The organism is Achromobacter colocynthidis (assembly GCF_057334535.1).
The window spans coordinates 443,002-468,494 of the sequence record NZ_JBHFIZ010000024.1 but is presented as its reverse complement, the minus strand read 5'-3'; the positions used below and the strand labels follow the sequence as shown (position 1 = coordinate 468,494).

Below are 25,493 nucleotides of genomic sequence, written 5' to 3'. Positions count from 1 at the left end.
GGAGGGCGCCGGTGCTTTTCCGAATAAAGCGTCTTAGAACTGAGGCAGCGAAGCCGGGTCGTGACGCCGCAGGATGTTCTTGGCGTCTTCGAAGTCGGGCAGGATCTGGCCCACTTCGCGCCAGAAGTCCTGGCTGTGGTTCATCTCGCGCAGATGCGCGAGTTCATGCGCGATGACGTAATCAATGATGCCGGGCGCGAAATGAATCAGGCGCCAGTTCAGCATGATGTTGCCGTCGCTGGTGCAGGAGCCCCAGCGCGTGGCCGCCGACGACAGCCGCCAGCGGCGGATCTTCAGGCCGCTGATCTGCAAAAAATGCGCCAGCCGCGCGCCGAACCAGGCGCCGGCGCGCTGCTGCAACCAGGCTTGCGCCGCATCGCGGATACGGCTTTGATCGGCCGCGGACGGCAGCGCCAGCAACAGGGTGTCGCCGTCTTGCGGTGCGTCGGCATCGCCGGACAACCGGGACTGGCGGCTGTCGCCACCCACGCCAAGCACGATGCGCTTGCCCAGGTAAGGCAGTTCGCCACCGGCCTGCCAGCGCGTGTGCGCGATGGCCAGTTGCTGCTTGCGGGCATGCCATTCGCGCAGCTTGGTGAGGATCCAGCGGGCTTTCTCGCGCACCGCGTCGTCAATCTGTGTCAGCGTGACCCAACTGGGCGCCGTCACCCGCAGGCCGTCGTCGGTAATGACAAAACCAATGCTGCGCCGGCGCGAGCGCAGCAGCACGAAACCAATCGGCTGCTGTTCGGTGGGCACTTCACGCCAGCGCGCGCCGGGCGGCAGCGGATCCGGACAGGGCGTGGGCACTCGCGACGAGGCATTGGGCGACAGCGTCAGCAGCGGCTCGCCCTTGGGCGTGTCGGCCGTGGCGGCGTCGGGAAACAAGTTGGTGGGGGTGACGGGCTGCGGGCTGTCCGCCTGGGAGGCGGGCTCGGGCCGCGCGGCAGGCGGCTTCGGCGTGGCGATCAGCGGCGACGCGCCCTGGAGCGCGATCAGTGGCGACGCGCCTTGGGGCGCGTCGTGGTCTTGTACGTCGAACAGGAGTTCGAGCTGATCAGTGCTAGGCATACCTTTCGGGGTTGAGACGCCGCATTTCCCCTTCGATCCAGTCCTGAACCTTCTGGTTCAGTTCGTCGGGGGAGAGTCCTTTGGATTCTATCGCGGGACCGATCGACAGGGTAACCATGCCGGGGTATTTGACGAAAGCATTGCGCCGCCAGCACTCGCCGGCGTTATGCGCCACGGGAATGACGACCGCGCCGGTGCGCGACGCCAGCAGCGCCCCGCCCATCTTGAAGCGCGCCGTCTTGCCCGGCGGCACGCGCGTGCCTTCGGGAAACAGCAGCGGCCAGCGGCCTTCGTCCATGCGCGTCTGGCCTTGCTTGACCACCTGCTCGAAAGCATCACGGCCCTTGGAGCGGTCAATGGCAATCATGCGCAGCAGCGCCAGGCCCCAGCCGAAGAACGGCACCATGTGCAGTTCTTTCTTGTAGACGAAGCACACCTCGCGCGGCATGTGCGCCGGGAAGAACAGGGTTTCCCAGGCCGATTGGTGCTTGGACAGTATCACCGCCGGGCCCTCGGGCAGGTTTTCCCAGCCCTTGACCTGCCAGCGGATACCGCAGAACACCTTGGCGCCCCAGATGGCCAGGCGCGGCCAGCCCGCCGTCAGCTTGTAACGCAAGTGCAGCGGCAGCGGCGCCCACAGGATGCAGAGGAAAGCGTAGGGGATGACCGTGACGGCCAGGAACAGGAAATACAGCAGCGAACGTAGGCGGGCCATTGAATCAATTGTCCTGAAGCAGAATGTCGACCACGGCCGACAGGTCTTCGCACACGCGTGTGTTCTCGGGCAGGCCGCCCTTGGCCAGCGTCTTCTTGCCGTTGCCGGTTTGCACCAGCCACGGCGCGCAACCCACGGCGGACGACGCCTGCAGGTCGCGCAGCGAATCGCCCACCGCCGGCACGCCGGCCAGGTTGATGTCGTAGCGGTGCCCGATCTGTTCGAACAGCCCGGGACGCGGCTTGCGGCAGGTGCAGTTGTCATCCGGCCCGTGCGGGCACAGGAACACCGCGTCGACCGCGCCGCCCACGGCGGCCAGTTCACGCCGCATCTTGGTGTGGATGGCGGTCAGCGTGTCCATGTCGAACAGGCCGCGCGCCAGGCCGGACTGGTTGGTGGCAACCACCACCTTCCAGTCGGCCTGCGTCAGCCGGGCGATGGCTTGCAGGCTGCCGGGCAGGGCAATCCATTCGTCGGGATTCTTGACGAACGCATCGCTGTCCTGATTGATGACGCCGTCGCGGTCTAGGATGATGAGTTTCACTGTGCCAGCCTGGAAATGTCGGCCACCTGGTTCATCAGGCCATGCAACTGGCTCAACAACGCCAGGCGGTTGGCGCGCACGGCCGGGTCTTCGGCCATGACCATGACGTCGGCAAAGAAGGCGTCCACCGGTTCGCGGGCTTGCGCCAGCGTGGACAGGCTGCCGGCAAAGTCGCCCGCGGCCAATTGGGCTTCGGCTTGCGGGCGCAGCTGGGCGACGGTGGCGGCCAGCGCTTTTTCCGCGGGTTCGACCAGGGCGGCCTCGTTCACCGCGCCGATCTCGCCTTCGGCCTTCTTCAGCAGGTTGCCGATGCGCTTGTTGGCGGCGGCCAGGCTGGCGGCTTCGGGCAGTTGCGCGAAGGCGGCGGCGGCGCGCACGCGCTCGGCCACCTGATGCAGCGGCGGCGTCAGCGCAATCACGGCTTCCACCGCATTGCGGTCGAAGTCGTTGATGAGCTGGTTGCGGTAGCGCTCGTAAATGAAGGTGCGCACTTCAGCCAGCGTGTCGGCCGGGATCTTGCCGGCGGGGAACGTGCCCGCAGCCAGTTCCAGCAGGCCGTTGAGCGACAGCGGGCCGTCCTGGCTGACCTTCAGCCAGCCACCGGCCGCCAATTGTTCAAACGCGCTGATCAGGCCAAGCGCCGCGCGGCGCAGGCCGAAGGGGTCGCGTTCGCCCGTGGGCGCCAAGCCGATGGCCCAGATGCCGACCAGCGTTTCCACGCGCTCGGCGATGAACAGCGTGGCGGCGGTCAGGGTGTCTTGCGTGACGGGGGCGTCGTAGCGGTTGCGGTACTGCGTGCGCAGCGCCTCGACGACGCTGGCCGGCTCGCCGTCACCCGCTGCGTAGTAGGCGCCCATGATGCCTTGCAGCTCGGGGAATTCGCCCACCATGTTCGAACCCAGGTCGGCCTTGGCCAGCATGGCGGCGCGGTCGGCGGCGTTAACGTCGCCGTCCAGTTGCTCGGCCACGCCACGCGCGATGGCGCGCACGCGCTCGACACGCTCAAGCTGGGTGCCCAGCTTGTTGTGATAAACGATGGAACCCAGTTGTTCCACGCGCGAGGCCAGCGGCGTCTTGCGGTCGGTTTCGAAGAAGAACTGCGCATCCGCCAGGCGCGGGCGCACCACGCGCTGGTTGCCTTCGACGATGTTCACCGGCTTGTCCGTGTGCATGTTGCTCACGATCAGGAAGCGGTGCGTCAGGCGGCCGGTGGCCGGGTCGAACAGCGGGAAGTACTTCTGGTTCAAGCGCATGGTCAGGATCAGGCATTCCTGCGGCACTTGCAGGAACTGCTCTTCAAACTGACCCACATAGACGGTGGGGTGTTCGACCAGCGCCGTTACTTCGTCCAGCAGCGCGGCCACTTCCGGGTCGTCGCCCAGCGTGGCCGACAGGCGGCCGGCATGGTCCAGCAATTGGCGCTGGATGTCGTCGCGGCGACCTTCGAAGGATGCCACGACGCGGCCCTTCTCAGCCAGCGTGGCGGCGTAGGAATCGGCATCGGTGAACGATACCGGGCCCGCGCACATGAAGCGGTGGCCCAGCGTGTCGCGGCCGGCCTGCATGCCCAGCGCGGATACCGGCACCACGTCGGCGCCGAAGAGCGCAACCAGGCCGTGCGCCGGGCGCACGAACTTGACGGTGGTGACGCCGTCGGCCAATTGATAACGCATCACCTTGGGGATCGGCAGGCTGTTCAACGCTGTGTCGATGCCTTCCTGCAAGCCGGCGGCCAGCGACGAACCGGGGGCGGTACCACGAGCCACCAGGTAGTCCTGCTTGCCGTCGGATTCGCGGTCCAGTGTGGCCAGGTCGATATTTTCCAGGCCCTTGGCGGCCAGCTTCTTTTGCAGCGCCGGGGTAGCCTTGCCGTCTTCGGTCAGGCCGATCTTGGCGGGCATCAGCTTTTCGGCATAGGGCTGGTCGGGCGCCTGCGCCAGCACGGCGGACAGGTGCACGGCCAGGCGGCGCGGCGTGGAATACGCGGTCACGGCGCAGCCTTCGGCCAAGAGGCCGTGGCGCTCCAGCGTGGCGCGCACGCCTTCGGCAAAGGCCTGGCCCAGCTTTTGCAGGGCCTTGGGCGGGAGTTCTTCGGTCAGCAGTTCGACCAGCAGCGGGCGGATGTTCGTCGTCATTTATGCAGCCTCCCCGGCGGCCTGATTGCGGCGCAGCATGGGAAAGCCCAGTCGTTCGCGGGAATCGAAATAAGCCTGCGCGACGGCGCGCGACAGGTTGCGGATGCGGCCAATGTAGGCGGCGCGCTCGGTCACGCTGATCGCGCCGCGCGCATCCAGCATGTTGAAGGTGTGCGCGGCTTTCAGCGCGGCCTCGTAGGCCGGCAGCGCCAGGGGCACTTCCATCAGGCGCTTGGCCTCGGCTTCGTAGTCGTTGAAGTGCGCAAACAGCATGTCGGCCGACGAGTGCTCGAAGTTGTAGGTCGATTGTTCGACCTCGTTCTGGTGGAACACGTCGCGGTACAGCACGCGGTTGCCGTTGGCGCCCTCGGTCCAGACCAGGTCGTACACGCTTTGCACGTCTTGCAGGTACATGGCCAGACGCTCCAGGCCGTAGGTAATTTCACCCGTGGTCGGCGTGCAATCCAGGCCGCCGACTTGCTGGAAGTAGGTGAACTGCGTGACTTCCATGCCATTCAGCCAGACTTCCCAGCCCAGGCCCCAGGCGCCCAGCGTGGGGTTTTCCCAGTCGTCCTCGACAAAGCGGATGTCGTGCTGGGTGGGGTCGATGCCCAGCGCCTTCAGCGAACCGATGTACAGGTCCAGGATGTCGGGCGGCGCGGGCTTGAGCACCACCTGGTACTGGTAATAGTGCTGCAGGCGGTTGGGGTTTTCGCCGTAGCGGCCATCCTTGGGGCGACGCGACGGCTGCACGTAGGCGGCGCGCCAGGGCTCGGGGCCGATCGCGCGCAGGAACGTGGCCGTGTGCGAGGTGCCGGCGCCGACTTCCATGTCGTAGGGTTGCAGCAGGGCGCAACCCTGCTTGTCCCAGTATTCCTGGAGCGTAAGGATGATTTGCTGAAAGGTGAGCATAGGATTCTTGGAATTCGACCGCCGGGCAAGGCCTGCCGTGGGCGTGGGAAACCGGGCATTTTAACTGGCCCGGGGCCGTCCCGTTTGGCGGGCGCCGCTGGGCGGTTACATCTATGCCCGGACGGCATCCCCGGGCGGGCCGAGTGTGCCCCTGGCGGACGCTCAGGAAGCCGCCCGGCTGCGCCTGGAAACCAATGGTCGTATGATTCCGGGTTACGTCCCAAGTCTTATATAAAACCCGGAACCCGATTCCGAGAAATCCCGGAAGGAGCAGTCCTATGTCAGACCTGATCACGGTGGAAGTTACCGACGGCATCCAGATCATCACGATCAACCGCCCCGAAGCCAAGAACGCCATCAACCTGGAAACCGCCCAGGCCATGGCCGCCGCGCTGGACCAACTGGACAGCCGCGACGACATCCGCATCGGCATCCTGACGGGTGGCGGCGGCACGTTCTCGTCGGGCATGGACTTGAAGGCATTCGCCAAATCCGGGCAGCGTCCCTATGTTGAAGGCCGTGGTTTCGCCGGTCTGAACGAACGCCCGCCCAAGAAGCCGCTGATCGCCGCCGTGGAAGGCTACGCGCTGGCCGGTGGCTGCGAAATGGCCTTGGCTTCCGACCTGATCGTGGCCGCCAACAACGCCAAGTTCGGCCTGCCGGAAGTCAAGCGCGGCCTGGTGGCAGGCGCCGGCGGCATGCTGCGCTTGCCGCGCCGCCTGCCGTATCACATCGCCATGGAAGTGATCCTGACGGGCGAAATGCTGACCGCTGAACGCGCGCATTCGTTCGGCCTGGTCAACCGCCTGACCGAACCGGGCGGCGCGCTGGCCGGTGCGTTGGAACTGGCGCGCGCCATCGTCGAAAACGGCCCGCTGGCCGTGCAGACCGCCAAGAGCATCGTGTCGCAGGCCGTTGATTGGGAACAGGAAGGCATGTTCGACCGCCAACGCCCGTTGATCGCCCATATCTTTTCGTCGGCCGACGCGAAGGAAGGCGCGACCGCTTTCGCCGAAAAGCGCAAGCCGGTCTGGCAAGGCAAGTGAATGTGAGCCCCCACGCCGCACTTCGCTTCGCTCGCTTGCTGCCCCCCGAGGGGGCGCTTTTTGCCTTGGGGCGGCCCGGCGGCAAAAATTGTTCTTTTCACGGCGGTTGGCCGTTAGTGCCAGCCGCGTTTTCATGTTTTCCATCTAGACCCGCAAATCGCCATGTCCGTCATCATTAAAGAAGAAGACTTCATCCAGTCGATAGCCGATGGCATCCAGTTCATCAGCTACTACCACCCCGTCGACTACATCCGCCATCTGGCGCGCGCCTACGAGCGCGAGGAAAGCCCCGCCGCGCGTGACGCGATGGCGCAGATCCTGACCAATTCCCGCATGTGCGCCGAAGGCAAGCGTCCGCTGTGCCAGGACACCGGCATCGTCAACGTCTTCCTGAAGATCGGCATGAGCGTGCGCTTTGATACCAAGCGCACCTTGCAGGAACTGTGTGACGAAGGCGTGCGCCGTGGCTACCTGAACCCGGACAACCCGCTGCGCGCTTCCGTGCTGGACGACCCGCTGTTCGCGCGCAAGAACACGCGCGACAACACGCCCTGTATCCTGCACGTCGAGCTTGTCCAGGGTGACAAGGTCGACGTGCAAATCGCTTCCAAGGGCGGCGGTTCGGAAAACAAATCCAAGTTTGCCATGCTGAACCCCAGCGATTCGCTGGTGGACTGGGTGCTGAAGACCGTTCCCACCATGGGCGCCGGCTGGTGCCCGCCGGGCATGCTCGGCATCGGCGTCGGCGGCACCGCTGAAAAAGCCATGCTGATGGCCAAGCAGTCGTTGATGGAAGACATCGACATGTACGAGCTGCTGGCCCGTGGCCCGCAGAACAAGCTGGAAGAGCTGCGCATCGAACTGTACGAAAAGGTCAACGCGCTGGGTATCGGCGCGCAGGGCCTGGGCGGCCTGACGACCGTGCTGGACGTCAAGATCAGCACCTTCCCGACGCACGCGGCTTCCAAGCCGGTTGCGATGATCCCGAACTGCGCCGCCACGCGCCACGCGCACTTTGAACTGGACGGCTCGGGCCCCGCGCGCCTGGATCCGCCGTCGCTGTCGGAATGGCCGGAAGTGCATTGGGCGCCGGACTACAACAAGTCCAAGCAGATAGACCTGAACACGCTGACCAAGGAAGAAGTGGCCAGCTGGAAGCCGGGCCAGACGCTGCTGCTGTCGGGCAAGATGCTGACCGGCCGCGACGCCGCGCACAAGCGCATCCAGGACATGCTGGCCAAGGGCGAGCCGCTGCCCGTGGACTTCACCAACCGCGTGATCTATTACGTGGGCCCGGTGGATCCGGTGGGCGACGAAGTGGTCGGCCCCGCCGGCCCCACCACCGCCACGCGCATGGACAAGTTCACCGACATGATGCTGGAGAAGACGGGCCTGATCTCGATGATCGGCAAGTCCGAACGTGGCCCGGTCGCGATTGAAGCCATCAAGAAGCACGGCTCGGCGTATCTGATGGCGGTGGGCGGCGCGGCGTACCTGGTGTCCAAGGCCATTCGTGGCGCCAAGGTGCTGGGCTTTGCCGACCTGGGCATGGAAGCCATCTACGAATTCGACGTGAAGGACATGCCGGTAACCGTGGCGGTAGACGCCAAGGGCACCTCGGTCCACACGACGGGTCCGAAGGAATGGCAAGCCAAGATCGGGAAGATTCCGGTCGCGGTCGCGTAAACGACGGTTTTGGTGGGTGGGTATGACCCACCCATTTTTAATTCGGCGACGGACGCGCACGCCCATCCTACGTGCTATCTGCCGTTTTTTTTAATTCGGCGATGGCGGCGGGGGATTTGTTCAATACCTCGCGCAGCACCTCTTCTGTGTGCTCGCCCAACAGCGGCGGGGCGCGGCGGTAGACCACCGGCGAATCCGAAAATCTTAACGGACTCGCCGTGACAGGTGCCGTGCCACCCAAGGGATGCGGCAAATCGCGGCGCAACTGTCTGGCTTCGGCTTGTGGATGCGCGAAGGCCTGTGCGATGTTGTTGATCGGGCCGCACGGCACCCCCACCGCTTCCAGCTTCGCAATCCAATCGTCGCGGCGGCCTTCCTGCATGATCGCCGTCAGGATTCCGATCAATTCCTCGCGGTTCGTGACGCGCAAGCGGTTGGTGGCAAAGCGCGGGTCGTCGCCCAGCTCCGGCACACCGATGGCGCGGCAATACGCCCGATACTGCGATTCGTTGCCCGTGGCCACGATCAGATGGCCGTCGCTGGCCGCGAACACCTGATAAGGCACCACGTTCTGATGCGCGTTACCCGCGCGCGTGGGCGCCACGCCGGAATTGAAGTAGTTGGAATTCTGGTTCGCCAGCAACGCCACATGGCTATCCAGCAAGGCGATGTCCAGATGCTGCCCCAAGCCGCTACGATGCCGTTCCTGCAACGCCGCCAGAATCGCGACCGTAGCGTACATGCCCGTGACGATATCCGTCACCGCCACGCCCGCCTTCTGCGGGCCGCCGCCGGGCAGGTCATCACGTTCACCGGTAATGCTCATCAGCCCGCCCATGCCCTGGATCATGAAGTCATACCCAGGGCGCTGCGCAAAGGGTCCGTCCTGCCCAAAGCCCGTCACCGAGCAATAGATCAGGCGTGGGTTGATGGCCTTCAGGCTGTCGTAGTCCAGCCCGTATTTCTTCAGCCCGCCCACCTTGAAGTTCTCGACCAGGATGTCGCTGACAGCCGCCAACTCGCGGATCAGCGCCGCGCCCGCGGGCGTGGCCATGTCGGCTTCCACCGAACGCTTGTTGCGATTCGTGCTCAGGTAGTAGGCGGATTCACTCGTGTCCTGGCCGTTCGCATCCTTCAGGTACGGCGGCCCCCAGGCGCGCGTGTCGTCGCCCACGCCCGGGCGTTCAATCTTGATGACGTCGGCACCCAAATCAGCCAGGTTCTGAGTGCACCAGGGGCCGGCCAGTATGCGCGACAAGTCCAATACTCGGATGCCGTCCAGCGCGGGCGGCCGCGTCATGCTTGCACCGTCGCGGTACCGTGGCTCATCACCACCACGTTGCGTTCACGCGAGCGCGCCAGGAACTGGATCTGCCCGTCCGGCTGTCGCCAGATATCGCATTGCAGCGTTTCGCCGGGATACACCGGCGCCGAAAAGCGCGTGTTCAAGCTGGTCAGCCGCGAGGCGTCGTAGTCGCAGCAGCTTTTCACGATGGCGTGCGCGGCCACGCCGTACGAGCACAGCCCGTGCAGAATGGGCCGCGGATACCCCGCCTGGCGCGCTACCTCGGGGTCCACATGCAACGGATTGGGATCGGCGTTCAGCCGATACAACAGCGCGGCATTGGGCGCGATGCGCAGTTCGCAGCGCAGGTCCGGCTCACCATCGGGCGTGGCGGGCAGGGGCTCGGGGCTGGCATCGCCCTGGCCGAAGCCGCCGTCGCCCCGGCAGAACGTACTTTGCCGCAAGGTGGCCAGGCAGGCGCCGTCTTCGCCATGCAGCGTGCGCTCGTTGATGACGATGGCGCCCTTGTCCGCGCCCTTGTCGATCACATGCGTGTTGCGGGTGCGGCTCACGACCATGCCCGACGCCGGCAAGGGCGCGTGCACGGTGAGCCGCTGCTCGCCGTGCACCACTTTCACCCAGTCGATGCCGGTGCGCGGGTCGCGCACCCAGAAGCCGGGGTAGGCCAGCACCACGCCCATCGTGGGAAACGCCTGCAAGCCCTCTTCGTACACGTAGCGCAACTGGCGGGTGTCCTCGGGGTCTTGCCCCAGCCCGATGCCCAGCGCGTACAGCATGGTGTCTTTCTGGTCGTAGCGCTGACGGACCTCGTCAAAGCGCCAGTCTTTCACGGTGGCGTAATCCAGCGGCATGGCGGTCTCAGATAGGGTCCCAGTCGATCACGTCGGGCGAACGCTCCAACGCGTAGAAGTGCTTGCGCATCGCCGGCACGGCAATGTCGGCAATGCGTTCGGGCGTCCAGCCTTCGCTGTGATGCACCGTGCGCAGCGGACGCGGCTGGCTGATCAGCATGATTTCGTTGGCGCGCACCGCGAAGATCTGCGCGGTGACTTCGCTGGCCGCATCGCTGGCCAGGAACACCGCCATCGGTGCGACCTTGCCCGCCTCCATCTTCTTCAACTTTTCGACGCGCGCTTTTTCTTCGTCGGTTTCCGCCGGGATGGAACTCGTCATGCGGCTCCAGGCGAAGGGCGCAATGCAGTTCGAGCGCACGTTGTAGCGCGCCATGTCCAGCGCGATGGATTTGGACAGCGCCACGATGCCCAGCTTCGCGGCGGCGTAGTTGGCCTGGCCGAAGTTGCCGATCAGGCCCGAGGTGGACGTCATGTGCACGAACGCGCCCGATTCCTGCTCGCGGAAGTACGGCGCCGCCGCGCGGCTCATGAAGAACGAACCGTTCAGGTGCACGTCGATCACCTGGCGCCATTCCTCTTCGCTCATCTTGTGGAAAACGCGGTCGCGCAGATTGCCCGCATTGTTGATGACCGCGTCGATGCGCCCGAAGGCGTCGATCGCTGTCTGCACGACGCGGCTGGCGCTGTCGTAGGCCGCCACGCTGTCGGTGTTGGCCACGGCCTGTCCGCCGGCCGCCACGATTTCGCGCACGACCTCTTGCGCCGGCCCTTCCGCGCCGCCTTCGCCCGTGAGCGACACGCCGATGTCGTTCACCACCACCTTGGCGCCCGCTTCGGCCATCGCCCGCGCAATGCTGCGCCCGATGCCGCCGCCCGCGCCGGTGACGACCACTACCTTTCCGGAAACGATGCCGCTCATTGACTCTGACTCCTTTGCTGCGGCGCACGCGCCGTCGTTGGAAAACAGTTCCGCATCAACCGGTCTGGTTCATGGGAATGCCCCATGGTAGATTCGTGACGGCATTCGAAGAATTCAAAATTAGAAATGCCCCCCTTCTGCGTGGTGGAACATGAGACATGATCTGACCGACCTGCGTTTGTTTTTGAACGTGGGCGAAACCCTTAACCTGACCCGGGCGGCGGAACGCACGTTCCTGTCCTTGCCGGCGGCAAGCGCCCGGGTCAAGCACATGGAAGAAGCCTTCAAGGCGCGCCTGTTGGTGCGGCTGGCCACGGGCGTGGCGCTGACGCCGGCGGGCGAAGTGCTGCTGAAGCACGCCAACGCCGTCTTCCGCCAACTGGAATGCCTGAACGCCGATCTACAGCCCTATGCCAGCGGCCTGAAAGGGCGCTTGCGGCTGCTGGCCAACACCACGGCCACCAATTCCTTTCTGGCCGACGCCTTGTCCACCTTCCTGGCGGAAAACCCTGACGTGGATGTCGAGCTGGAAGAAAAAATCTCTGGCGACATCGTCATCGCCATCCGCGCGGGTGCGGGCGACCTGGGGCTGGTGGCCGGCAATATCGACGTGGAAGGGCTGGACGTCACGCCGCTGTTTCGCGACGAGCTCACCGTGGTGACGTCGCTGGACCACCCGCTGGCCGCTTCCAAGTCCGCGCACTTCGTGGACCTGGTCGACGCCTATCAGTTCGTGGGCATCCACCCGGACAGCGCCATCCAGACCTTTCTGGAAGACATCGCCAGCGGCCTGGGCAAGCGCATCTGCCAGCGCGTGCATGTCGGTAGCTTTGAAGCGGTGTGCCGCATGGTGGAAGCAGGCGCCGGCATTGCCGTGGTGCCACGCGCCTGCGCCGCGCGCTACAGCCGGCCCGATGCGCTGCACGTATTGAAGCTGGAAGACCCCTGGGCGCTGCGCGACCGCTTGCTGTGCCGACAGCGCGGCCGAGACCTGCCCAGCTTCGCCGAATGCTTCATCGAACACGTGCAACGCGCCGCGCGCGGACAGTAGGCGCATGGGTTCAGTACGCGTTGCCTGTCGTCCCTTTGGCCTGCGCCGGATGTCGTATCCGCGCCAGGCCCTAGGGAAAATCCTGTCCGCTCACCGAACATTCAATTCGTGCGAAAGAGGGGCTTTTGAAAATGTGTAGCGGCGAATCCGGGCACTCGGCAAATAATAAAAAAAGCGCAATCAGCAAGCGCGCATAAAAACGGCGGGCGGCAGTACCAAGCTTGACCGTGCATAACACCAAGACCTGGAGACTGCAGTGATTGATCCTCAACGCCGCCGCGTGCTCGCGGGGCTGGGCGCCACGTGCGCCTCGGCCGTACTGCCCACCTTGTTCCCTTCTGTTGCCCGCGCCGCCACCTGGCCCGGCCATGCCGTGACGTTCATCGTGCCGTTTCCGGCGGGTGGGCCGGTGGACACGACCGCCCGCTTCACCACGCAGCCCTTGGGCCAGATGTGGTCCGTGCCCACCGTGGTGGACAACAAGTCGGGCGCGGGCGGCATCGTAGGCGCGCAGTTCGCGGCCAAGGCGGCGCCGGACGGCTACAACTTCTTCTTCGCCTCGATCCACCACGCGGTGTTGCCCAGCCTGCGCAACAACCTCACTTACGACATCACCACCGACTTTGTGCCGGTGGGCATGGCGGCGGTGTTTCCCATCGTGCTGGTGGTGAATGCGTCGGTGCCGGTGAACACGGTGAGCGAACTGATCGCCTATGCCAAAAAAAATCCCGGCAAGCTGTCGTTCGGCTCATCGGGCACGGGCGGCGGCACGCATCTGGCCGGAGAGCTGTTCAACGCCATGGCCGGCACGCGCATCCAGCACGTGCCCTATCGCGGCAGCGCGCCCGCCATGCAGGACTTGCTGGGTGGACAGGTGCAGGTGATGTTCGCGGATGGCCCGTCCGCCGTGCCGCACTTAAGCGGCGGCAAGGTGCGCGCGCTGGGCGTGGGCAACCCCACGCGGTCCAGCATGCTGCCCAACGTGCCCACCATCGCCGAGTCGGGCCTGCCCGGCTACGAGGCCTATTCGTGGAGCGGCGTGATGGCGCCCAAGGGCACGCCACCCGACATCGTCAAGCGCATGAACGCCGACATGGTGAAGGTGCTGTCGGACCCGGCCACGGCCAAGGGCATGATCGCGGCAGGCGCCGAACCCAAGCCCGGCACGCCCGAGCAGTTTGGCGAATTCGTGCGCAACGAGATTGTGAAATGGCGCGACTTGATCAAGACGGCGGATATCAAGCTGGAATAGGGCAGATGAGATAGCGCAGATGAAATAGCGCAGACCGCATCGGGCAGACCGCATCGGGCAGATTGATGAACGCCTGATACGGGCTTCGGATTGTGGTCCCGCATTTCAGAATTGTTCTATATCTGTTTGGCGTGGGGTCGGCTAGGCTCCTGGCAGGAAATCCATACGGACTCTGCCATGCCCAGCCAGTCGACTTTCCGTTTCACCTTTCAGCCCGCGAAGGCAAGTGCGATCGGCGTTGCCTTCGACGTCATCGAGTTCACGCTGGAAGAAGCGCTGTCGGAAACGTATCGCTTGACGTTGTGGCTATCCAGCACGGAATCCGACATGGATTTCGGCGCCATGCTGGACGAAGCGGCCTTGTTCACGATCTGGCATGGTGCGCAAGCAGCGCGCTACGTACACGGCATCGTCACTGAATTTGAACAAGCCGGCACCGGCTTTCGCCGCACCCGCTATCGGGTCGTGGTTGAACCGTCTTTGGCGCGCGCCGCGCTATGTTCCGATTGGCGCGTCTATCAGCACCTGTCCGCGCCCGAGATCATGGCCGACGTGATCAAGCGCCAGGGCATCACCGACTACGAACAGATCAGCACCTGCGAACACCTGCCTCGCGAATATTGCGTGCAGGCAGGCGATACAGACTTGGCGTTCCTGGACAGGCTTGCCGCCGAGGAAGGCTATTTCTATTACTACGCGCATTCCGACGCGGGGCATCGTCTGATACACGGCGACCGCATCACCCTCAACGACGACATCCTGGGTGGCCCGGTCATCTACCACCCCACTTCCGGCGGCGCCCCGCCCGCGCCCGGCTTGCGGCGCTTCAGCTATGCCGAGCGCGTGCGCACCGCCATCCAGACGCAACGCGACTACACCTATACGAACCCCCGGTACCAGCAGGAACACAGTGCCGCCGCCGCGGATCAGCCCCATCAAGACACCCGCTACGAGCGTTATGACTATCCCGGCCGCTACAAGCGCGACGAGGCCGGTAATCCCTACACCCGAACCCGCCTGCTTGGACGGCGTAACGACAGTTGCACCGCGTCCGTCGAAGGTGACGACCCGCGCCTTGTTCCCGGCCTGGCCTTTCTGTTGCAGGGCCACGCGCGCACCGAGTGGAACCGCAAGTGGCGCCCGGTACGTATGCGTCACCACGGCGTTCAGTATGTCAGCCAGGAGCAGGACGGCGCGGACGCCCAGCAAGGCACGCACTATGGCTACACGGCTGAACTCGTGCCTGATAAAACCGACTGGAAGCCGGCGCCCCGCGGCAAGCCGTGCATCGATGGCCCACAAACGGCCACCGTTGTCGGTCCGCCCAACGAAGAAATATTCTGCGACGCCCATGGCAGGATCAAAGTGCAATTTCCGTGGGACCGCCTGGGCCGCAACAACGAACACAGCTCGTGCTGGATCCGCGTGTCCCAGGACTGGGCGGGCGCGCAGTGGGGGCATATGGCGGTCCCACGTATCGGTCAAGAGGTCATCGTGAATTTTTTGAACGGTGATTGCGACCAGCCAATTGCCATGGGGCGGCTATTCCGCGAAACCAACCTGCCGCCTTACGCGCTGCCTCGCCACAACACGCTCAATACCGTCAAATCGAAAGAGCACAAGGGGCACCGGGCGAACGAACTGCGGCTTGACGATACCTCGGCACAGATCAGCGCGGCGCTGATGAGCGACCATGCCGCATCCCAGCTGCATTTGGGTTATCTGACGCAGCCCAGACCCGAAGGCGGCGCGCCCCGTGGTGAAGGGTTTGAGCTGCGCACGGACGGACAGGGCGCGGTGCGGGCGGCAAAGGGAATATTGTTGACCACGGACGAACAAGCCCACGCCAAGGGCGGGCAGCTATCCCGCAACGAATTGGTGCAGGGCCTGGAAAGCGCTCTGGAACTGGCCCGCAACCTGGGCGAATCCGCGGCGGGCCATGAGGGGCTGACGCATGATCCAACACGCCAGCAGCGGCTGACTGACGATGTGCGGCATCTTGGGCACGGCGCCAACGACGAAGCACAGGGCAGCAACGGAGGTCAACCCGTTATTGCGTTGAGCAGCCCGGCGGGAATTGCCATGGGGGCAGCGGCGTCGGTCACCCTGGCCGCAGGCGGCAACGTCGACACCGTTGCGCAGAAGAACCAGCACCTGACGGCGGGGCAATCCGTCGTCATGAATGCGGGGCAGGGAATCAGTCTATTCACGCAAGGCGGGGATATGCGGCACATCGCCCATCAAGGCCAGATGCTGTGGCAGGCGCAGCATGGCAGCGTCCGCGTGCAAGCCGACAAAAGCGTTGAAATTTCATCGGCCGACGCGCATGTCCTGGCGGTTGCCGACAAGCACATCACGCTGTTGTGCGGCGGGGCCTACATCAAGATGCAGGATGGCCAGATTGAGTTCGGCTGCCCCGGCGCGTTCACAGTCAAGGCGGCCAGCCATCAGATGCTTGGGGCGGCCAGCTTGGCGGCGGAGCTCCCTAAATTCGACCTTGGCCAGACCCAACGAAAATTCATCGTGACCCTGCCGGACGGCGTGCGCCCGGTGGCCCACCGCCGCTACACGATCACATTGAACAATGGCGAAACCGTCCAGGGCGTTCCCGATGCGGAAGGCGCGACGCAGTTGATGGAAAGCGATGCGATGCACATCGCAAAGCTGGCTGTGCACGACGCCGATTGACGCGGCAGGCGTCGGGCCGTGATGCGATCGGCGTGGCTGCCTGCGGGCCAATTCACTTCGACCAAGGAGGTTCCATGGCAACAAGTTCCGTCCCATTGACGGGCCAGCCCGAGGCGCTGCTGTTGCCCGGCGCGCGTCCTGCGGTCGTGCGGGTGCAACAGGCAAAGCCCTGCGTGGTGATTCTGATTCACGGCGTGAATGATCTGGCAGGCGTGTATGACGACCTGGAAACCGGCATTTGCATGGGCTTGAATGAGCGGCTGGATCACTTGAAGGCCGCAGACGGCAGTAGAAGCTGCGCCGCGCTGAATCCCGCCAGATACCGATTGCCCGCCGAGGATCAGGGCGCGGCGCCTAACCCCGACGCCGTCTACTATCGCCGCCGAGCGTCGGTTGGCAAGTTCGGCGGCGCTTCGCGCAGTGTTGTCATTCCGTTCTATTGGGGCTTTCGCGAAGAAGAACAATACATCGACAAGAAGACCGAGCACGGAGAATGGCTGGACCGCTACCACAACAGGCTCGACAAAGACGGCATCAAGCAGGGTGGGATGTTCGCGAACGCCACGACTTCCATACCGGATATGTGGGGTGAGGGCTTCTCCGGCAAGCTGATGGGCCTGCTGCCGATCAACCCCTTATTTGGTTCGCCTGATCATCCTCTGGTTATGGCGCCCAGCCGCAAGTACATGCTGCTGGCGGCCAAGCGCCTGGCCATGCTGGTGAATATGATTCGCGCATATCGCCATCCTGACGGCAAGACCACCGGCGAGAACGACACGATCAATGTGGTCGGCCATAGCCAGGGCACGCTGATCACCCTGCTGGCCAACGCCTTGCTCAAGGACGAAGGCAAGCGGCCCGTGGACGCGGTCATCATGATGAACCCGCCATACAGCCTGCTGGAATCGCGCTTCGAACGCATGGAGATGTCCGAGGCGCAGCAGACCACCGAGGCGCGCGTGACAACGCTTGCGAACATCGTCGGTTTCATCGGCGCAAGTCCTAACCCGGAGCCCACCTTTGCCCAAATGGCCGCCCCATCAAGCCCTGCCTGCATCGGTGGGTTGCGTTGGAATGGACAGCAATGCCAGACCACGCTGGAGGGCAAAGACGTTGCCTTTCCCGAACGTGACAATCGCGGTCGCGTGTTCCTCTACTTCACGCCCGAGGATAAAACCGTCGGCATGCGCAACGTGCAGGGTATCGGCTGGCAAGGCGTTGCCGACACCTTGACTTACCAAGCCATGCCTGCGCGCAGGCCGCGGACGACGGTGGATTTTGTGCCCACGATGGTGGGCAACATGGCGAAGCAGTGGGTAGGCGATATTTACGGTCCCGGATTGTCCGCGCTGGGAAGTCATTTTCATCAACGCGTATTCACGATGCGAACGCGCGATGGCGAGGGCCAAGCCATTGGTCTGCCACCCACTCAGGACTACGTCTTGCGCCATCAACATGAAAGCACTTGGGAGGGTTCGGGCATGGGCTTGCCGCAGCGATGGGCGGCCAGCGCTGACTTCGCGCCCGGCCAGTCGGTGCCCATCAACGCGCCAGCCCTGCCGCTGCCATTCCTGGCCGACTTCAGGTCGGGCGGCGTGGTGATGGCCGAGCAGGCATCGGCGGGTATTGCACCGGTACACGCGCCGGATGATCCGATTGATGCATCGATTGCCATTACGAACAAGGGAATACGTGTGGCGGGTACCCGCGTGGTGACCTTGCCGCAAAGCGCCGGGCCGGTCCCGCAAACCTATAGCTCCCGCAGTGGAGGCATGGCATATGCGCCATTGCTTGAAGCAGAACTTACGGGCTTGAACGACCCGTTGCGTAACCCATACAGCGCGCCGGAGAACAACGAATGGGCGGCGGACTGGCACCGGATCACCCAGGTCGACCACGTGGGCGGACGTCGCTTTAACGTGACATATCAGGAAAGCCCGAACGAAGCGCGCCGCCGAAGAATGGACGCGGGGGTGGACGAGCAAAGCCCGATTTCCTTCCATTCCTCCATCCCCGCGAATGCCATGCATAGCCAGCGGGCGATGGCGTATGACCTGGCGATAGGGCAGGCACGCAGTATTGATGATGAGCCGTTCTATGCGTATCTGTGCAGGGTGGCGGATTGGAGGATGGCTTGGGTGGAGTTGGATGACGGCCGCCGTGGAAAGGATGGCTCCGAGCGCAATGCTCCAGATGGCGTGATGTTGACTTATCTCGCGCGCGAAACCCCGAATAATCGTGATCTGATCCGTGCGACGGACCTGTACCGAAGTCGGGTCATTACGAAGTACGACAGTCAAGGGGAATTGCTGACGAGAGGCGGTGGCACGTTGCCGGAAGTGGTTAATAAACTGGAATTTCCGACCTTGCTCTCTAGCCAAACATTGAAGGATAGGCACGAAGGACGAGATCCATGGCTGCCTGGAGGATACGGCGCGTGAGTATCCGGAAATTTCTTGCGGTGGGAACGCTATTGCTGCTGACGCAAGGTAGCGCTTTCGTTCGCGCAGAAGTGCCACAAGCAGACTCCGCTTTTCTTGCCACTTGCCGACTGCCGTTGAATTCCCTTGCATGGAACATGGTCGATGCTATTTCGCCCTTTTTTGGAGTTCATATGCTGGATCTCGCTGCCCCTGCCTCGTCCTCGCGCCTCGAGACTTTAGATATCGTGCGTGTTGGCATCAGCATTGATGTCTACCGTCAAGGGCAGATCTGGGCGCAGCTTCAACAGCAAAATGCGAAGCAAGCCGAGGTATTGCATGTAGGAACGGCGTTGGAGATGGACCCCGCCTTCTATCCAACCATTGCAGAGGATAAAGATATGGCGTGGTCCCAGCGTAAAGCTAACGCGCTGGAAATGGCTTTACGCAGCTTCCCGGAGCGATGGCCTATACCGACCTTGACGGTCGTTCGTAATTACGACCCGACTTTGGCGTTGCTGACGTCTACTCCCGATGACGTCTCTGTTTGGTTAAACGGTATGACCGATCGAACCATGGGCCCCGCCGGATTGCATTGGCATCTTAGCCGGCCCTTGAAACCAGGCGTGGTGTGCAACAGTACGCCTGAAGAGTTTGTGGAGTATCTGTTCCGCGTTTTCGAGGCCCGCCCAGATATGCCGGCACTGCTGGTCTACGCCGTGGATGGCTATGCAATGCACTCCGCCCTGGGCACTCGAGACGACAAGCCCATCGGCCTGGCTTCCGGCCCTCGCCAACCCGGCGAGCTCACAGACGCCGTCACCGCCATCGTCTTCGCTCGCCCCGAGCGTCTGGACTGGCTGCGTGGCTTTGCCAAATACACCAAACCGCACAAGAACGACATCGACCCCGCCTTCACCGGTTGGCGCCGCAACCCGCCATATTCCTTTCAACCCAGCCCCTGGTTCCCTCAACCCATCACCGAACGCGGCTTCCAGCAATGGGACCGCCTGACACCGTTGGCCCGGTTGCACCGTCCGGTCGAAGTCTCGCTGCAATCCGACGGTATCCCCCTGAAAGGCGAGGCTCGCCATGCGGCAATCGCAAACGCCTGGACACAGGCCGTGACGCCTTTGGCCCACGCGCCCGCCCGCGTGTTCTACGACGCAGGCTTGAACCGTTCCGCCTTGGCCGATCTGCTCCCCGCTTTGCAACTGGCCGGCAGCCCGCTAGACCTGCTTGCTTCTGACCAAAGCTACGACCTGACGCAACGTCTGGGCGACACGGGCGCGGCGTCTCCCTTTGTGGGAATTGCGCTAGCCACCATGGCCAGCTATCTGAACGCCGACACCAGCGCCATCGTTCCGCTGCGCCGTGACGACCGGGTAACCGTCATCACCATCAGTTCGCCGACGCCGGGCCAGAAGCCGGCGAACGATCCCTTCGGCGTGAAGCTGCGCCCGCAAACCCGGACCTTGAGCGAAGCGCCGTCACCAGAGTTTCTGCAGCGGTTTGCGGAACTGACGCAAGAAAGCCGGCGCAATGCTCCGCCACCGGCTCGGTATGTAGACCCGGAGAAAATCGCGGCCGAGCAGCGCTTGCTGGATCAGTTCATCGCTGGCGGGCCGAGTATGGATTTGTTGGGGGATACGGAAAAGTGACGCTACTGATGCAAGCTAGCTCGCTGCACCTTCCGCGCCGGGAAACAACGAATGGGCGGCGGACTGGCACCGGATCACCCAGGTCGACCACGTGGGTGGGCGTCGCTTTAACGTGACATATCAGGAAAGCCCGAACGAAGCGCGCCGCCGAAGAATGGACGCCGGGGTGGACGAGCAGAGCCCGATTTCCTTTCATTCATCAATCCCCGCGAATGCCATGCATAGCCAGCGGGCGATGGCGTATGACCTGGCGATAGGGCAGGCACGCAGTATTGATGATGAGCCGTTCTATGCGTATCTGTGCCGGGTGGCGGATTGGAGGATGGCTTGGGTGGAGTTGGATGAAGAAGCCGACACCGAAAAACTGCCCGACGAAGCGATCCAGGAGTACTACAAAAATGAAAGCTCCGACAACCTCGAACTCATCAATGCTACCGATCTCTATCGAAGTAGGAAGATTGCGCTCTATGGCGAAGATGGGACGTTGTCGAGTAGGGGAGGCGGCAGCTTGCCTGCCTCGATCCATCAAATGAAGTTACCCACCTTGGTGTCTACGCAGACCCGAAAGGGCAGAGATGCCGGCCGCCGTCTCACGGCTGGGGACGGGGGGGCGGAATGAAGTTCATATCTTGCACTATGGCTCTTATGTTGGCCGCTACGCTCCAGCAGGAGGTGTTCGCCGAGGCTGGAAGCTTGAAGAAGTCTTCCGAGCGGAAGGAAGTGGCTTGCGAATTACCGCCAGCGCCTGACGCGTGGATTCCCGTTGTCTCCATTCCGCAAACCCCAGGAGTCGCGATGTCTACTTCCTCTGCTCCCTCCTCATCCCCTCGCCTGGAAACTCTGGATATCGTCCGCGTTGGATTAAGCCTGGACGTCTATCGTCAAGGCCAGGTGTGGGCGCAACTGCTACAGCAGAATTCCGCGCAAGCCGAGGTTTTGCATGTTGGAACGGCGTTGCAGGTGGACCCTGCATTCTATCCAACCATCGCGGAAGACAAGACGACTGCCTGGGTGCAGCGTAAAGCCAACGCGTTGGAGTTGGCGCTGCGCGGCTTTCCTGAGCGCTGGATGATCCCCTCGTTAACGGTCGTGCGCGATTACGATTCGAAGCAGGATCAACTGCGCCATTCTCCGGAAAGGGTGTCAATTTTCCTGAACGGGATGGCCGATCGAGCGATGGGGCCTGCGGGCTTACATTGGCACCGCAGTAAGCCGCTCAGACCGGGCGTGATCTGCAATAACACGCCCGAGGAATTTGTGGGCTATTTGTTCAGAGTCTTTGAACAGAATCCCGATATGCCGGCGCTTCTTGTCTACGCGTTGGACTCCTATGCAATGCACTCCGCCCTGGGCACTCGAGACGACAAGCCCATCGGCCTGGCTTCCGGCCCTCGCCAACCCGGCGAACTCACAGACGCCGTCACCGCCATCGTCTTCGCTCGCCCCGAGCGTCTGGACTGGCTACGTGGCTTCGCCAAATACACCAAACCGCACAAGAACGACATCGACCCCGCCTTCACCGGTTGGCGCCGCAACCCGCCATACTCCTTCCAACCCAGCCCCTGGTTCCCTCAACCCATCACCGAACGCGGCTTCCAGCAATGGGACCGCCTGACACCGTTGGCCCGGTTGCACCGTCCGGTCGAAGTCTCGATGCAATCCGACGGTATCCCCCTGAAAGGCGAGGCTCGCCATGCGGCAATCGCAAACGCCTGGACACAGGCCGTGACGCCTTTGGCCCACGCGCCCGCCCGCGTGTTCTACGACGCATGCTTGAACCGCTCTGCCTTGGCAGATCTGCTCCCCGCTTTGCAACTGGCCGACAGCCCGCTGGACCTGCTGGCTTCTGACCAAAGCTATGACCTGACTCAGCGCCTGGGCGACACGGGCGCGGCGTCTCCCTTCGTGGGAATTGCGCTAGCCACCATGGCCAGCTATCTGAACGCCGACACCAGCGCCATCGTCCCGCTGCGCCGTGACGACCGGGTCACGGTGATCACCATCAGTTCGCCCACGCCGGGCCAGAAGCCGGCGAACGATCCTTTCGGCGTGAAGCTGCGCCCGCAAACCCGCACCTTGAGTGAAGCGCCGTCACCAGAGTTTCTGCAGCGGTTTGCGGACCTGACGCAAGAAAGCCGGCGTAATGCTCCGCCACCGGCTCGGTATGTGGACCCGGGAATAATCGCGGCTGAGCAGCGCTTGCTGGATCAGTTCATCGCTGGCGGGCCGAGTATGGATTTGTTGGGGAATACGGAAAATTGATGGCGCCGGTACAAGCTAGCCCGCTGCCACCACCAGCGCCGCCCGCGCACTGCGATATTCCGCTTCCAACTGATCCACCAGCGTTGCAATCGACAGGATCTCCTGCGCCGCGCCCACGCCTTGCCCGGCGCTCCAGACATCTTTCCACGCCTTGGGCCGTGAGTTCTTGTCCATGTTCGCGGGGGGCGCTTCGCCATTGCGGGACAAGACCACGGGGTCCAGTCCCGCCGCCAGAATGCTGGCCGACAAGTAGTTCGCGGGTACGCCCGAAAAGTACGGGGTGTAGGTCACGTCAGCCGCTTGCGCTTGCAGCACCATCTCGCGGTACGCGTCGCCCGCCAGGGATTCCTGCGTGGCAATGAAGCGCGTGCCCATGTAGGCAAAGTCGCAGCCGAGGACTTCGGCGGCAAGCACATCCTTGCCATGGCTGATGCAGCCCGATAGCGCCAAGGGGCCATCGTAGAAAGCGCGGATTTCGTTGATGAGCGCAATGGGGTTGATCTGGCCCGCGTGGCCGCCCGCGCCCGCCGCTACCAGGATCAGGCCGTCGACCCCCGCCTCCAGTGCGCGCTTGGCGTGCCGTACGTTGGTGACGTCGTGATAGACCAGCCCGCCGTAGGGATGCACGGCTTGCACCACGGCTTCGGGGGCATGCAGTGACGTGATGATGAGCGGCACGCGCCGTTCGGCGCAGATGGCCAGGTCGCCCTGCCAGCGCGGGTTGCTGGGGTGGATGATCAGGTTCACGCCGTATGGCGCCACCTTGGCCGTGGGGTGGGCGCGTCGGCGGGCGGCCAGGCCGTCTTCGATGCGGGTGAGCCAGTCCTGCAACTGTTCCTGCGGACGGGCGTTCAGGGATGGAAAGGTGCCGATGATCCCCGCCGCGCATTGCGCCACGACCAGCTCGGGCCCAGAGACCAGAAACATGGGGGCGCCGATGATCGGCAGGCGGGTCTGGGCGCGCAGCGCAAGCGGAGGATGCATCAGTGGGCTCCGGTAGAGGTCAGTTGGCCTGGATGTTGGCGCTTTGGATGACGTCCGACCACAAGGCGTACTCGCGGTCGATACGGGCTTGCAGGGCTTTGGAATCACCCGTGTTGATGGCGTAGCCGCCTTCGGTCATGGCTTTGCGGAACGCGGGGTCTTTCGACACGTCTTGCAGCGCACGCGTCAGGCGTGCCGAGACGGCGTCAGGCAATTTCTTCGGGCCGACCAGCGCGTACCAGCCCACGACTTCGTAGTCCTTCATGCCGGCTTCGATCATGGTGGGCACGTCCGGCAATTCCGGGTTGCGGGTCTTGGACGTGACGGCCAGCGCGCGCGCCTTGCCGCTCTTGATGAAGGGAATGGCGGTGCTGGTGATGTCGAACATGAACGTCACCTTGCCGCTGACCACGTCCATCATGGCGGGCGAGTTGCCTCGGTAGGGCACATGCAGCATGGGCACGTCGGCCTGCTTTTTCAGGAGCTCGGCAGACAAGTGGTTCGAGGCGCCGATGCCGGCTGATCCGAACGACACGGCATCGGGATGCGAGCGCGCGTAGTTGATCAGGTCGCCGACGTTCTTGGCGGGAATCTGCGGGCCGATCAGCAGCACGTTGGCGTAATCAACCACCAGCCCGATCAGCGAGAAGTCGCTGCGCGGATCGAACAGCTTGCTGCGCTGGACCAGGGGCGACATGGTCAGGGTGGGGCTGGCGGCAAAGCCCAGCAGGTAGCCGTCGGGCGTGGCCTTGGCGGTGGCGTCCGACGCGATCATGCCGCTGGCGCCCGCGCGGTTTTCCACCACGACGGTCTGGCCCAGCTTGTCGCCCAGGTATTTGGCGAAGACGCGGGCCGTGGTGTCGACGGGGCCGCCGGGCGCGTAGCCCACCAGCAGACGGATGGGGCGATCGGGATACGCCTGGGCGCTGGCCGAGGACGCCATGGCGAAGGCTGCCGTGGCGGCGGCCACGGCAAAGAGGGTCTTGAGTTTCACGCTGTTGTCTCCTTGTGGTTAAGAGGCCGGTCGTGGAGCGGAAACAGCGAGTCCGCGCCTACGCCAGCCTTTCTTTCAGCGGTTGCTTCAGAATTTTTCCGCTGACGGTCGTGGGAATGGTGTCGATGGGAATGATTCGAGCGGGCCGCTTGTACGGCGCCAGTTGCGCGCGCAGGTGCAGCATCAAGAGTTCGGTGTCGACCTTGGCGCCGGGCAGGGGCTCGACAAAGGCGATGACCTCTTCGTTCTGGTCGGCGGTGTTGCGGCCCACCACGGCGGACAGGCGCACGCCCGGGAACGCGTTGATGACCGACTCGACTTCAATGGGGTAGACGTTGAAGCCCGAGCGGATGATCAGGTCCTTGGAACGTCCCGCAATGAAGAGCGCGCCGCTGTCGTCGACGTAGCCGATGTCGCCGGTGTTGAGCCAGCCGTCGGGCAGCAGCGCTTGCGCCGTTTGTTCAGGGCTGCGGTAGTAGCCCAGCATGACGCCGGGGCCACGGATCAGGATGTCGCCGCGTTCGCCGGGCTTGGGAGCGTCGGCTTCGGGGCTGCCCAGGCGCAGCTCGACACCGTCCACCGCATAGCCCGCCGAGCAGTCGTCGCGCGGTTCGTCGATGCGGGTGATGAACATCGAACCCGCGTATTCGGTGATGCCGTAGCCGTGATGCATGGCCACGCCGAAGTAGCGTTCGGCGTCGCGCTTCAGCGTGGGATCCAGCGCCGCGCCGCCGGTGTACAGGTAGCGCAGGGCGGGGGCGCGCAGGTCGGCGCGGGGCGGGGCCACGGCCATCATGCGGCTGAACATGGTGGGCACGCCCTGCAAGATGCTGACGCCGGGATGCGCCAGGGCCTTGAAGGCGTCTTCAGCGTCAAAGCGGCTGCGCAGCACCAGGCTGGCGCCCGCGTGCACGGTCGCCATCAGCACGGTGGCGATGCCGAAAATGTGCGACATGGGCAGCGCCGCGTAGCCGATGTCGTGCGGCGGCAAGC

General features: G+C 63.9%; 20 protein-coding genes. 9 read left to right on the top strand and 11 right to left on the bottom strand.

The genetic code is table 11. The annotated features are described in order from the left end of the window. Positions 1 to 33: 33 nt before the first annotated feature. From ACE04A_RS10770 to glyQ, 5 genes are read right to left on the bottom strand one after another with little or no spacing between them, the layout of a single operon-like run. Positions 34 to 1,071 (bottom strand): M48 family metallopeptidase, encoded by a 1,038-nt coding sequence (locus ACE04A_RS10770; RefSeq protein ID WP_279996484.1) that lies wholly within the window; start codon positions 1,069 to 1,071, stop codon positions 34 to 36. Continuing rightward, positions 1,064 to 1,786, bottom strand: a complete 723-nt coding sequence (locus ACE04A_RS10765) for a lysophospholipid acyltransferase family protein (RefSeq protein WP_259252436.1) — start codon at positions 1,784 to 1,786, stop codon at positions 1,064 to 1,066. Before ACE04A_RS10765 ends, ACE04A_RS10770 begins: the two co-directional genes overlap by 8 nt. A gap of 4 nt (positions 1,787 to 1,790) precedes the next feature. Then, positions 1,791 to 2,330, bottom strand: coding sequence for a D-glycero-beta-D-manno-heptose 1,7-bisphosphate 7-phosphatase (gene gmhB, locus ACE04A_RS10760; protein ID WP_279996485.1), 540 nt, complete (start codon positions 2,328 to 2,330; stop codon positions 1,791 to 1,793). Then, positions 2,327 to 4,465 carry a glycine--tRNA ligase subunit beta gene (glyS, locus tag ACE04A_RS10755; protein WP_448715850.1) on the bottom strand — a complete coding sequence of 713 codons (2,139 nt, stop codon included), beginning with the start codon at positions 4,463 to 4,465 and terminating at the stop codon, positions 2,327 to 2,329. Before glyS ends, gmhB begins: the two co-directional genes overlap by 4 nt. After that, positions 4,466 to 5,377 carry a glycine--tRNA ligase subunit alpha gene (gene glyQ / locus ACE04A_RS10750; protein WP_046806489.1) on the bottom strand — a complete coding sequence of 304 codons (912 nt, stop codon included), beginning with the start codon at positions 5,375 to 5,377 and terminating at the stop codon, positions 4,466 to 4,468. It lies immediately after the preceding gene. Positions 5,378 to 5,655: 278 nt separating this feature from the next. Here glyQ and ACE04A_RS10745 point away from each other — a divergent pair, with 278 nt between their 5' ends. After that, on the top strand, positions 5,656 to 6,423 hold the full coding sequence (locus tag ACE04A_RS10745; RefSeq protein ID WP_127183572.1) for a crotonase/enoyl-CoA hydratase family protein: 768 nt from the start codon (positions 5,656 to 5,658) through the stop codon (positions 6,421 to 6,423). A 162-nt stretch (positions 6,424 to 6,585) separates the two neighbouring features. After that, a complete protein-coding gene (locus ACE04A_RS10740; RefSeq protein WP_448715851.1) occupies positions 6,586 to 8,109 on the top strand; it encodes a fumarate hydratase in 1,524 nt (507 codons plus the stop codon). A 67-nt stretch (positions 8,110 to 8,176) separates the two neighbouring features. Here ACE04A_RS10740 and ACE04A_RS10735 read toward each other — a convergent pair whose 3' ends face one another. The 3 genes from ACE04A_RS10735 to ACE04A_RS10725 are packed head-to-tail and all read right to left on the bottom strand — an operon-like array spanning position 8,177 to position 11,188. After that, on the bottom strand, positions 8,177 to 9,409 hold the full coding sequence (locus ACE04A_RS10735; RefSeq protein ID WP_485820105.1) for a CaiB/BaiF CoA transferase family protein: 1,233 nt from the start codon (positions 9,407 to 9,409) through the stop codon (positions 8,177 to 8,179). Further along, positions 9,406 to 10,266: a MaoC/PaaZ C-terminal domain-containing protein gene (locus ACE04A_RS10730; protein ID WP_259252432.1), complete on the bottom strand. Its 861-nt coding sequence runs from the start codon at positions 10,264 to 10,266 to the stop codon at positions 9,406 to 9,408. The genes ACE04A_RS10735 and ACE04A_RS10730 overlap by 4 nt, the downstream gene beginning before the upstream one ends. Before the next feature lie 7 nt (positions 10,267 to 10,273). Next, positions 10,274 to 11,188, bottom strand: coding sequence for an SDR family NAD(P)-dependent oxidoreductase (locus ACE04A_RS10725; protein ID WP_485820104.1), 915 nt, complete (start codon positions 11,186 to 11,188; stop codon positions 10,274 to 10,276). A gap of 151 nt (positions 11,189 to 11,339) precedes the next feature. On the opposite strand from ACE04A_RS10725, the gene ACE04A_RS10720 reads away from it, so the two are divergent. The 7 genes from ACE04A_RS10720 to ACE04A_RS10690 all read left to right on the top strand — a co-directional run bounded on the left by ACE04A_RS10720 (position 11,340) and on the right by ACE04A_RS10690 (position 22,522). Beyond that, positions 11,340 to 12,239, top strand: coding sequence for a LysR family transcriptional regulator (locus ACE04A_RS10720; protein ID WP_100853022.1), 900 nt, complete (start codon positions 11,340 to 11,342; stop codon positions 12,237 to 12,239). A 256-nt stretch (positions 12,240 to 12,495) separates the two neighbouring features. Then, entirely contained in the window at positions 12,496 to 13,491 is a 996-nt protein-coding gene (locus ACE04A_RS10715) for a Bug family tripartite tricarboxylate transporter substrate binding protein (RefSeq protein WP_279996487.1), read from the top strand. 177 nt (positions 13,492 to 13,668) lie between these two features. Beyond that, positions 13,669 to 16,179: a type VI secretion system Vgr family protein gene (locus tag ACE04A_RS10710; protein ID WP_485820103.1), complete on the top strand. Its 2,511-nt coding sequence runs from the start codon at positions 13,669 to 13,671 to the stop codon at positions 16,177 to 16,179. Between the two features lie 74 nt (positions 16,180 to 16,253). Next, complete coding sequence (locus ACE04A_RS10705; RefSeq protein WP_485820102.1) at positions 16,254 to 18,620, top strand: Tle3 family T6SS lipase effector; 2,367 nt, start codon at positions 16,254 to 16,256, stop codon at positions 18,618 to 18,620. After that, positions 18,617 to 20,260, top strand: coding sequence for a type VI lipase adapter Tla3 domain-containing protein (locus ACE04A_RS10700; RefSeq protein ID WP_448715856.1), 1,644 nt, complete (start codon positions 18,617 to 18,619; stop codon positions 20,258 to 20,260). Before ACE04A_RS10705 ends, ACE04A_RS10700 begins: the two co-directional genes overlap by 4 nt. A gap of 91 nt (positions 20,261 to 20,351) precedes the next feature. Beyond that, the gene (locus tag ACE04A_RS10695; protein ID WP_448715857.1) at positions 20,352 to 20,879 is read left to right on the top strand and encodes an effector protein Tle3 domain-containing protein; all 528 of its coding nucleotides are present in this window, start codon (positions 20,352 to 20,354) and stop codon (positions 20,877 to 20,879) included. A gap of 176 nt (positions 20,880 to 21,055) precedes the next feature. Beyond that, a complete protein-coding gene (locus tag ACE04A_RS10690; protein ID WP_448715858.1) occupies positions 21,056 to 22,522 on the top strand; it encodes a type VI lipase adapter Tla3 domain-containing protein in 1,467 nt (488 codons plus the stop codon). A 15-nt stretch (positions 22,523 to 22,537) separates the two neighbouring features. Here ACE04A_RS10690 and ACE04A_RS10685 read toward each other — a convergent pair whose 3' ends face one another. From ACE04A_RS10685 to ACE04A_RS10675, 3 genes are all read right to left on the bottom strand, one after another. Next, positions 22,538 to 23,506 (bottom strand): NAD(P)H-dependent flavin oxidoreductase, encoded by a 969-nt coding sequence (locus ACE04A_RS10685; RefSeq protein WP_448715859.1) that lies wholly within the window; start codon positions 23,504 to 23,506, stop codon positions 22,538 to 22,540. A 19-nt stretch (positions 23,507 to 23,525) separates the two neighbouring features. Continuing rightward, positions 23,526 to 24,500: a Bug family tripartite tricarboxylate transporter substrate binding protein gene (locus ACE04A_RS10680; RefSeq protein WP_448715860.1), complete on the bottom strand. Its 975-nt coding sequence runs from the start codon at positions 24,498 to 24,500 to the stop codon at positions 23,526 to 23,528. Positions 24,501 to 24,558: 58 nt separating this feature from the next. Beyond that, a partial coding sequence (locus ACE04A_RS10675) for a class I adenylate-forming enzyme family protein (protein ID WP_485820101.1) occupies positions 24,559 to 25,493 on the bottom strand: 935 nt, incomplete at its 5' end.

What these genes read in the sequence shown, in the direction of transcription:
- ACE04A_RS10685 (WP_448715859.1), bottom strand. Translation starts at nt 23,506, where the DNA reads ATGCATCCTCCGCTTGCGCTGCGCGCCCAGACCCGCCTGCCGATCATC.
- ACE04A_RS10720 (WP_100853022.1), top strand. Translation starts at nt 11,340, where the DNA reads ATGAGACATGATCTGACCGACCTGCGTTTGTTTTTGAACGTGGGCGAA.
- ACE04A_RS10710 (WP_485820103.1), top strand. Translation starts at nt 13,669, where the DNA reads ATGCCCAGCCAGTCGACTTTCCGTTTCACCTTTCAGCCCGCGAAGGCA.
- ACE04A_RS10745 (WP_127183572.1), top strand. Translation starts at nt 5,656, where the DNA reads ATGTCAGACCTGATCACGGTGGAAGTTACCGACGGCATCCAGATCATC.
- ACE04A_RS10725 (WP_485820104.1), bottom strand. Translation starts at nt 11,188, where the DNA reads ATGAGCGGCATCGTTTCCGGAAAGGTAGTGGTCGTCACCGGCGCGGGC.
- ACE04A_RS10740 (WP_448715851.1), top strand. Translation starts at nt 6,586, where the DNA reads ATGTCCGTCATCATTAAAGAAGAAGACTTCATCCAGTCGATAGCCGAT.
- ACE04A_RS10705 (WP_485820102.1), top strand. Translation starts at nt 16,254, where the DNA reads ATGGCAACAAGTTCCGTCCCATTGACGGGCCAGCCCGAGGCGCTGCTG.
- ACE04A_RS10730 (WP_259252432.1), bottom strand. Translation starts at nt 10,266, where the DNA reads ATGCCGCTGGATTACGCCACCGTGAAAGACTGGCGCTTTGACGAGGTC.
- glyQ (WP_046806489.1), bottom strand. Translation starts at nt 5,377, where the DNA reads ATGCTCACCTTTCAGCAAATCATCCTTACGCTCCAGGAATACTGGGAC.
- ACE04A_RS10770 (WP_279996484.1), bottom strand. Translation starts at nt 1,071, where the DNA reads ATGCCTAGCACTGATCAGCTCGAACTCCTGTTCGACGTACAAGACCAC.
- ACE04A_RS10690 (WP_448715858.1), top strand. Translation starts at nt 21,056, where the DNA reads ATGTCTACTTCCTCTGCTCCCTCCTCATCCCCTCGCCTGGAAACTCTG.
- ACE04A_RS10735 (WP_485820105.1), bottom strand. Translation starts at nt 9,409, where the DNA reads ATGACGCGGCCGCCCGCGCTGGACGGCATCCGAGTATTGGACTTGTCG.
- glyS (WP_448715850.1), bottom strand. Translation starts at nt 4,465, where the DNA reads ATGACGACGAACATCCGCCCGCTGCTGGTCGAACTGCTGACCGAAGAA.
- ACE04A_RS10765 (WP_259252436.1), bottom strand. Translation starts at nt 1,786, where the DNA reads ATGGCCCGCCTACGTTCGCTGCTGTATTTCCTGTTCCTGGCCGTCACG.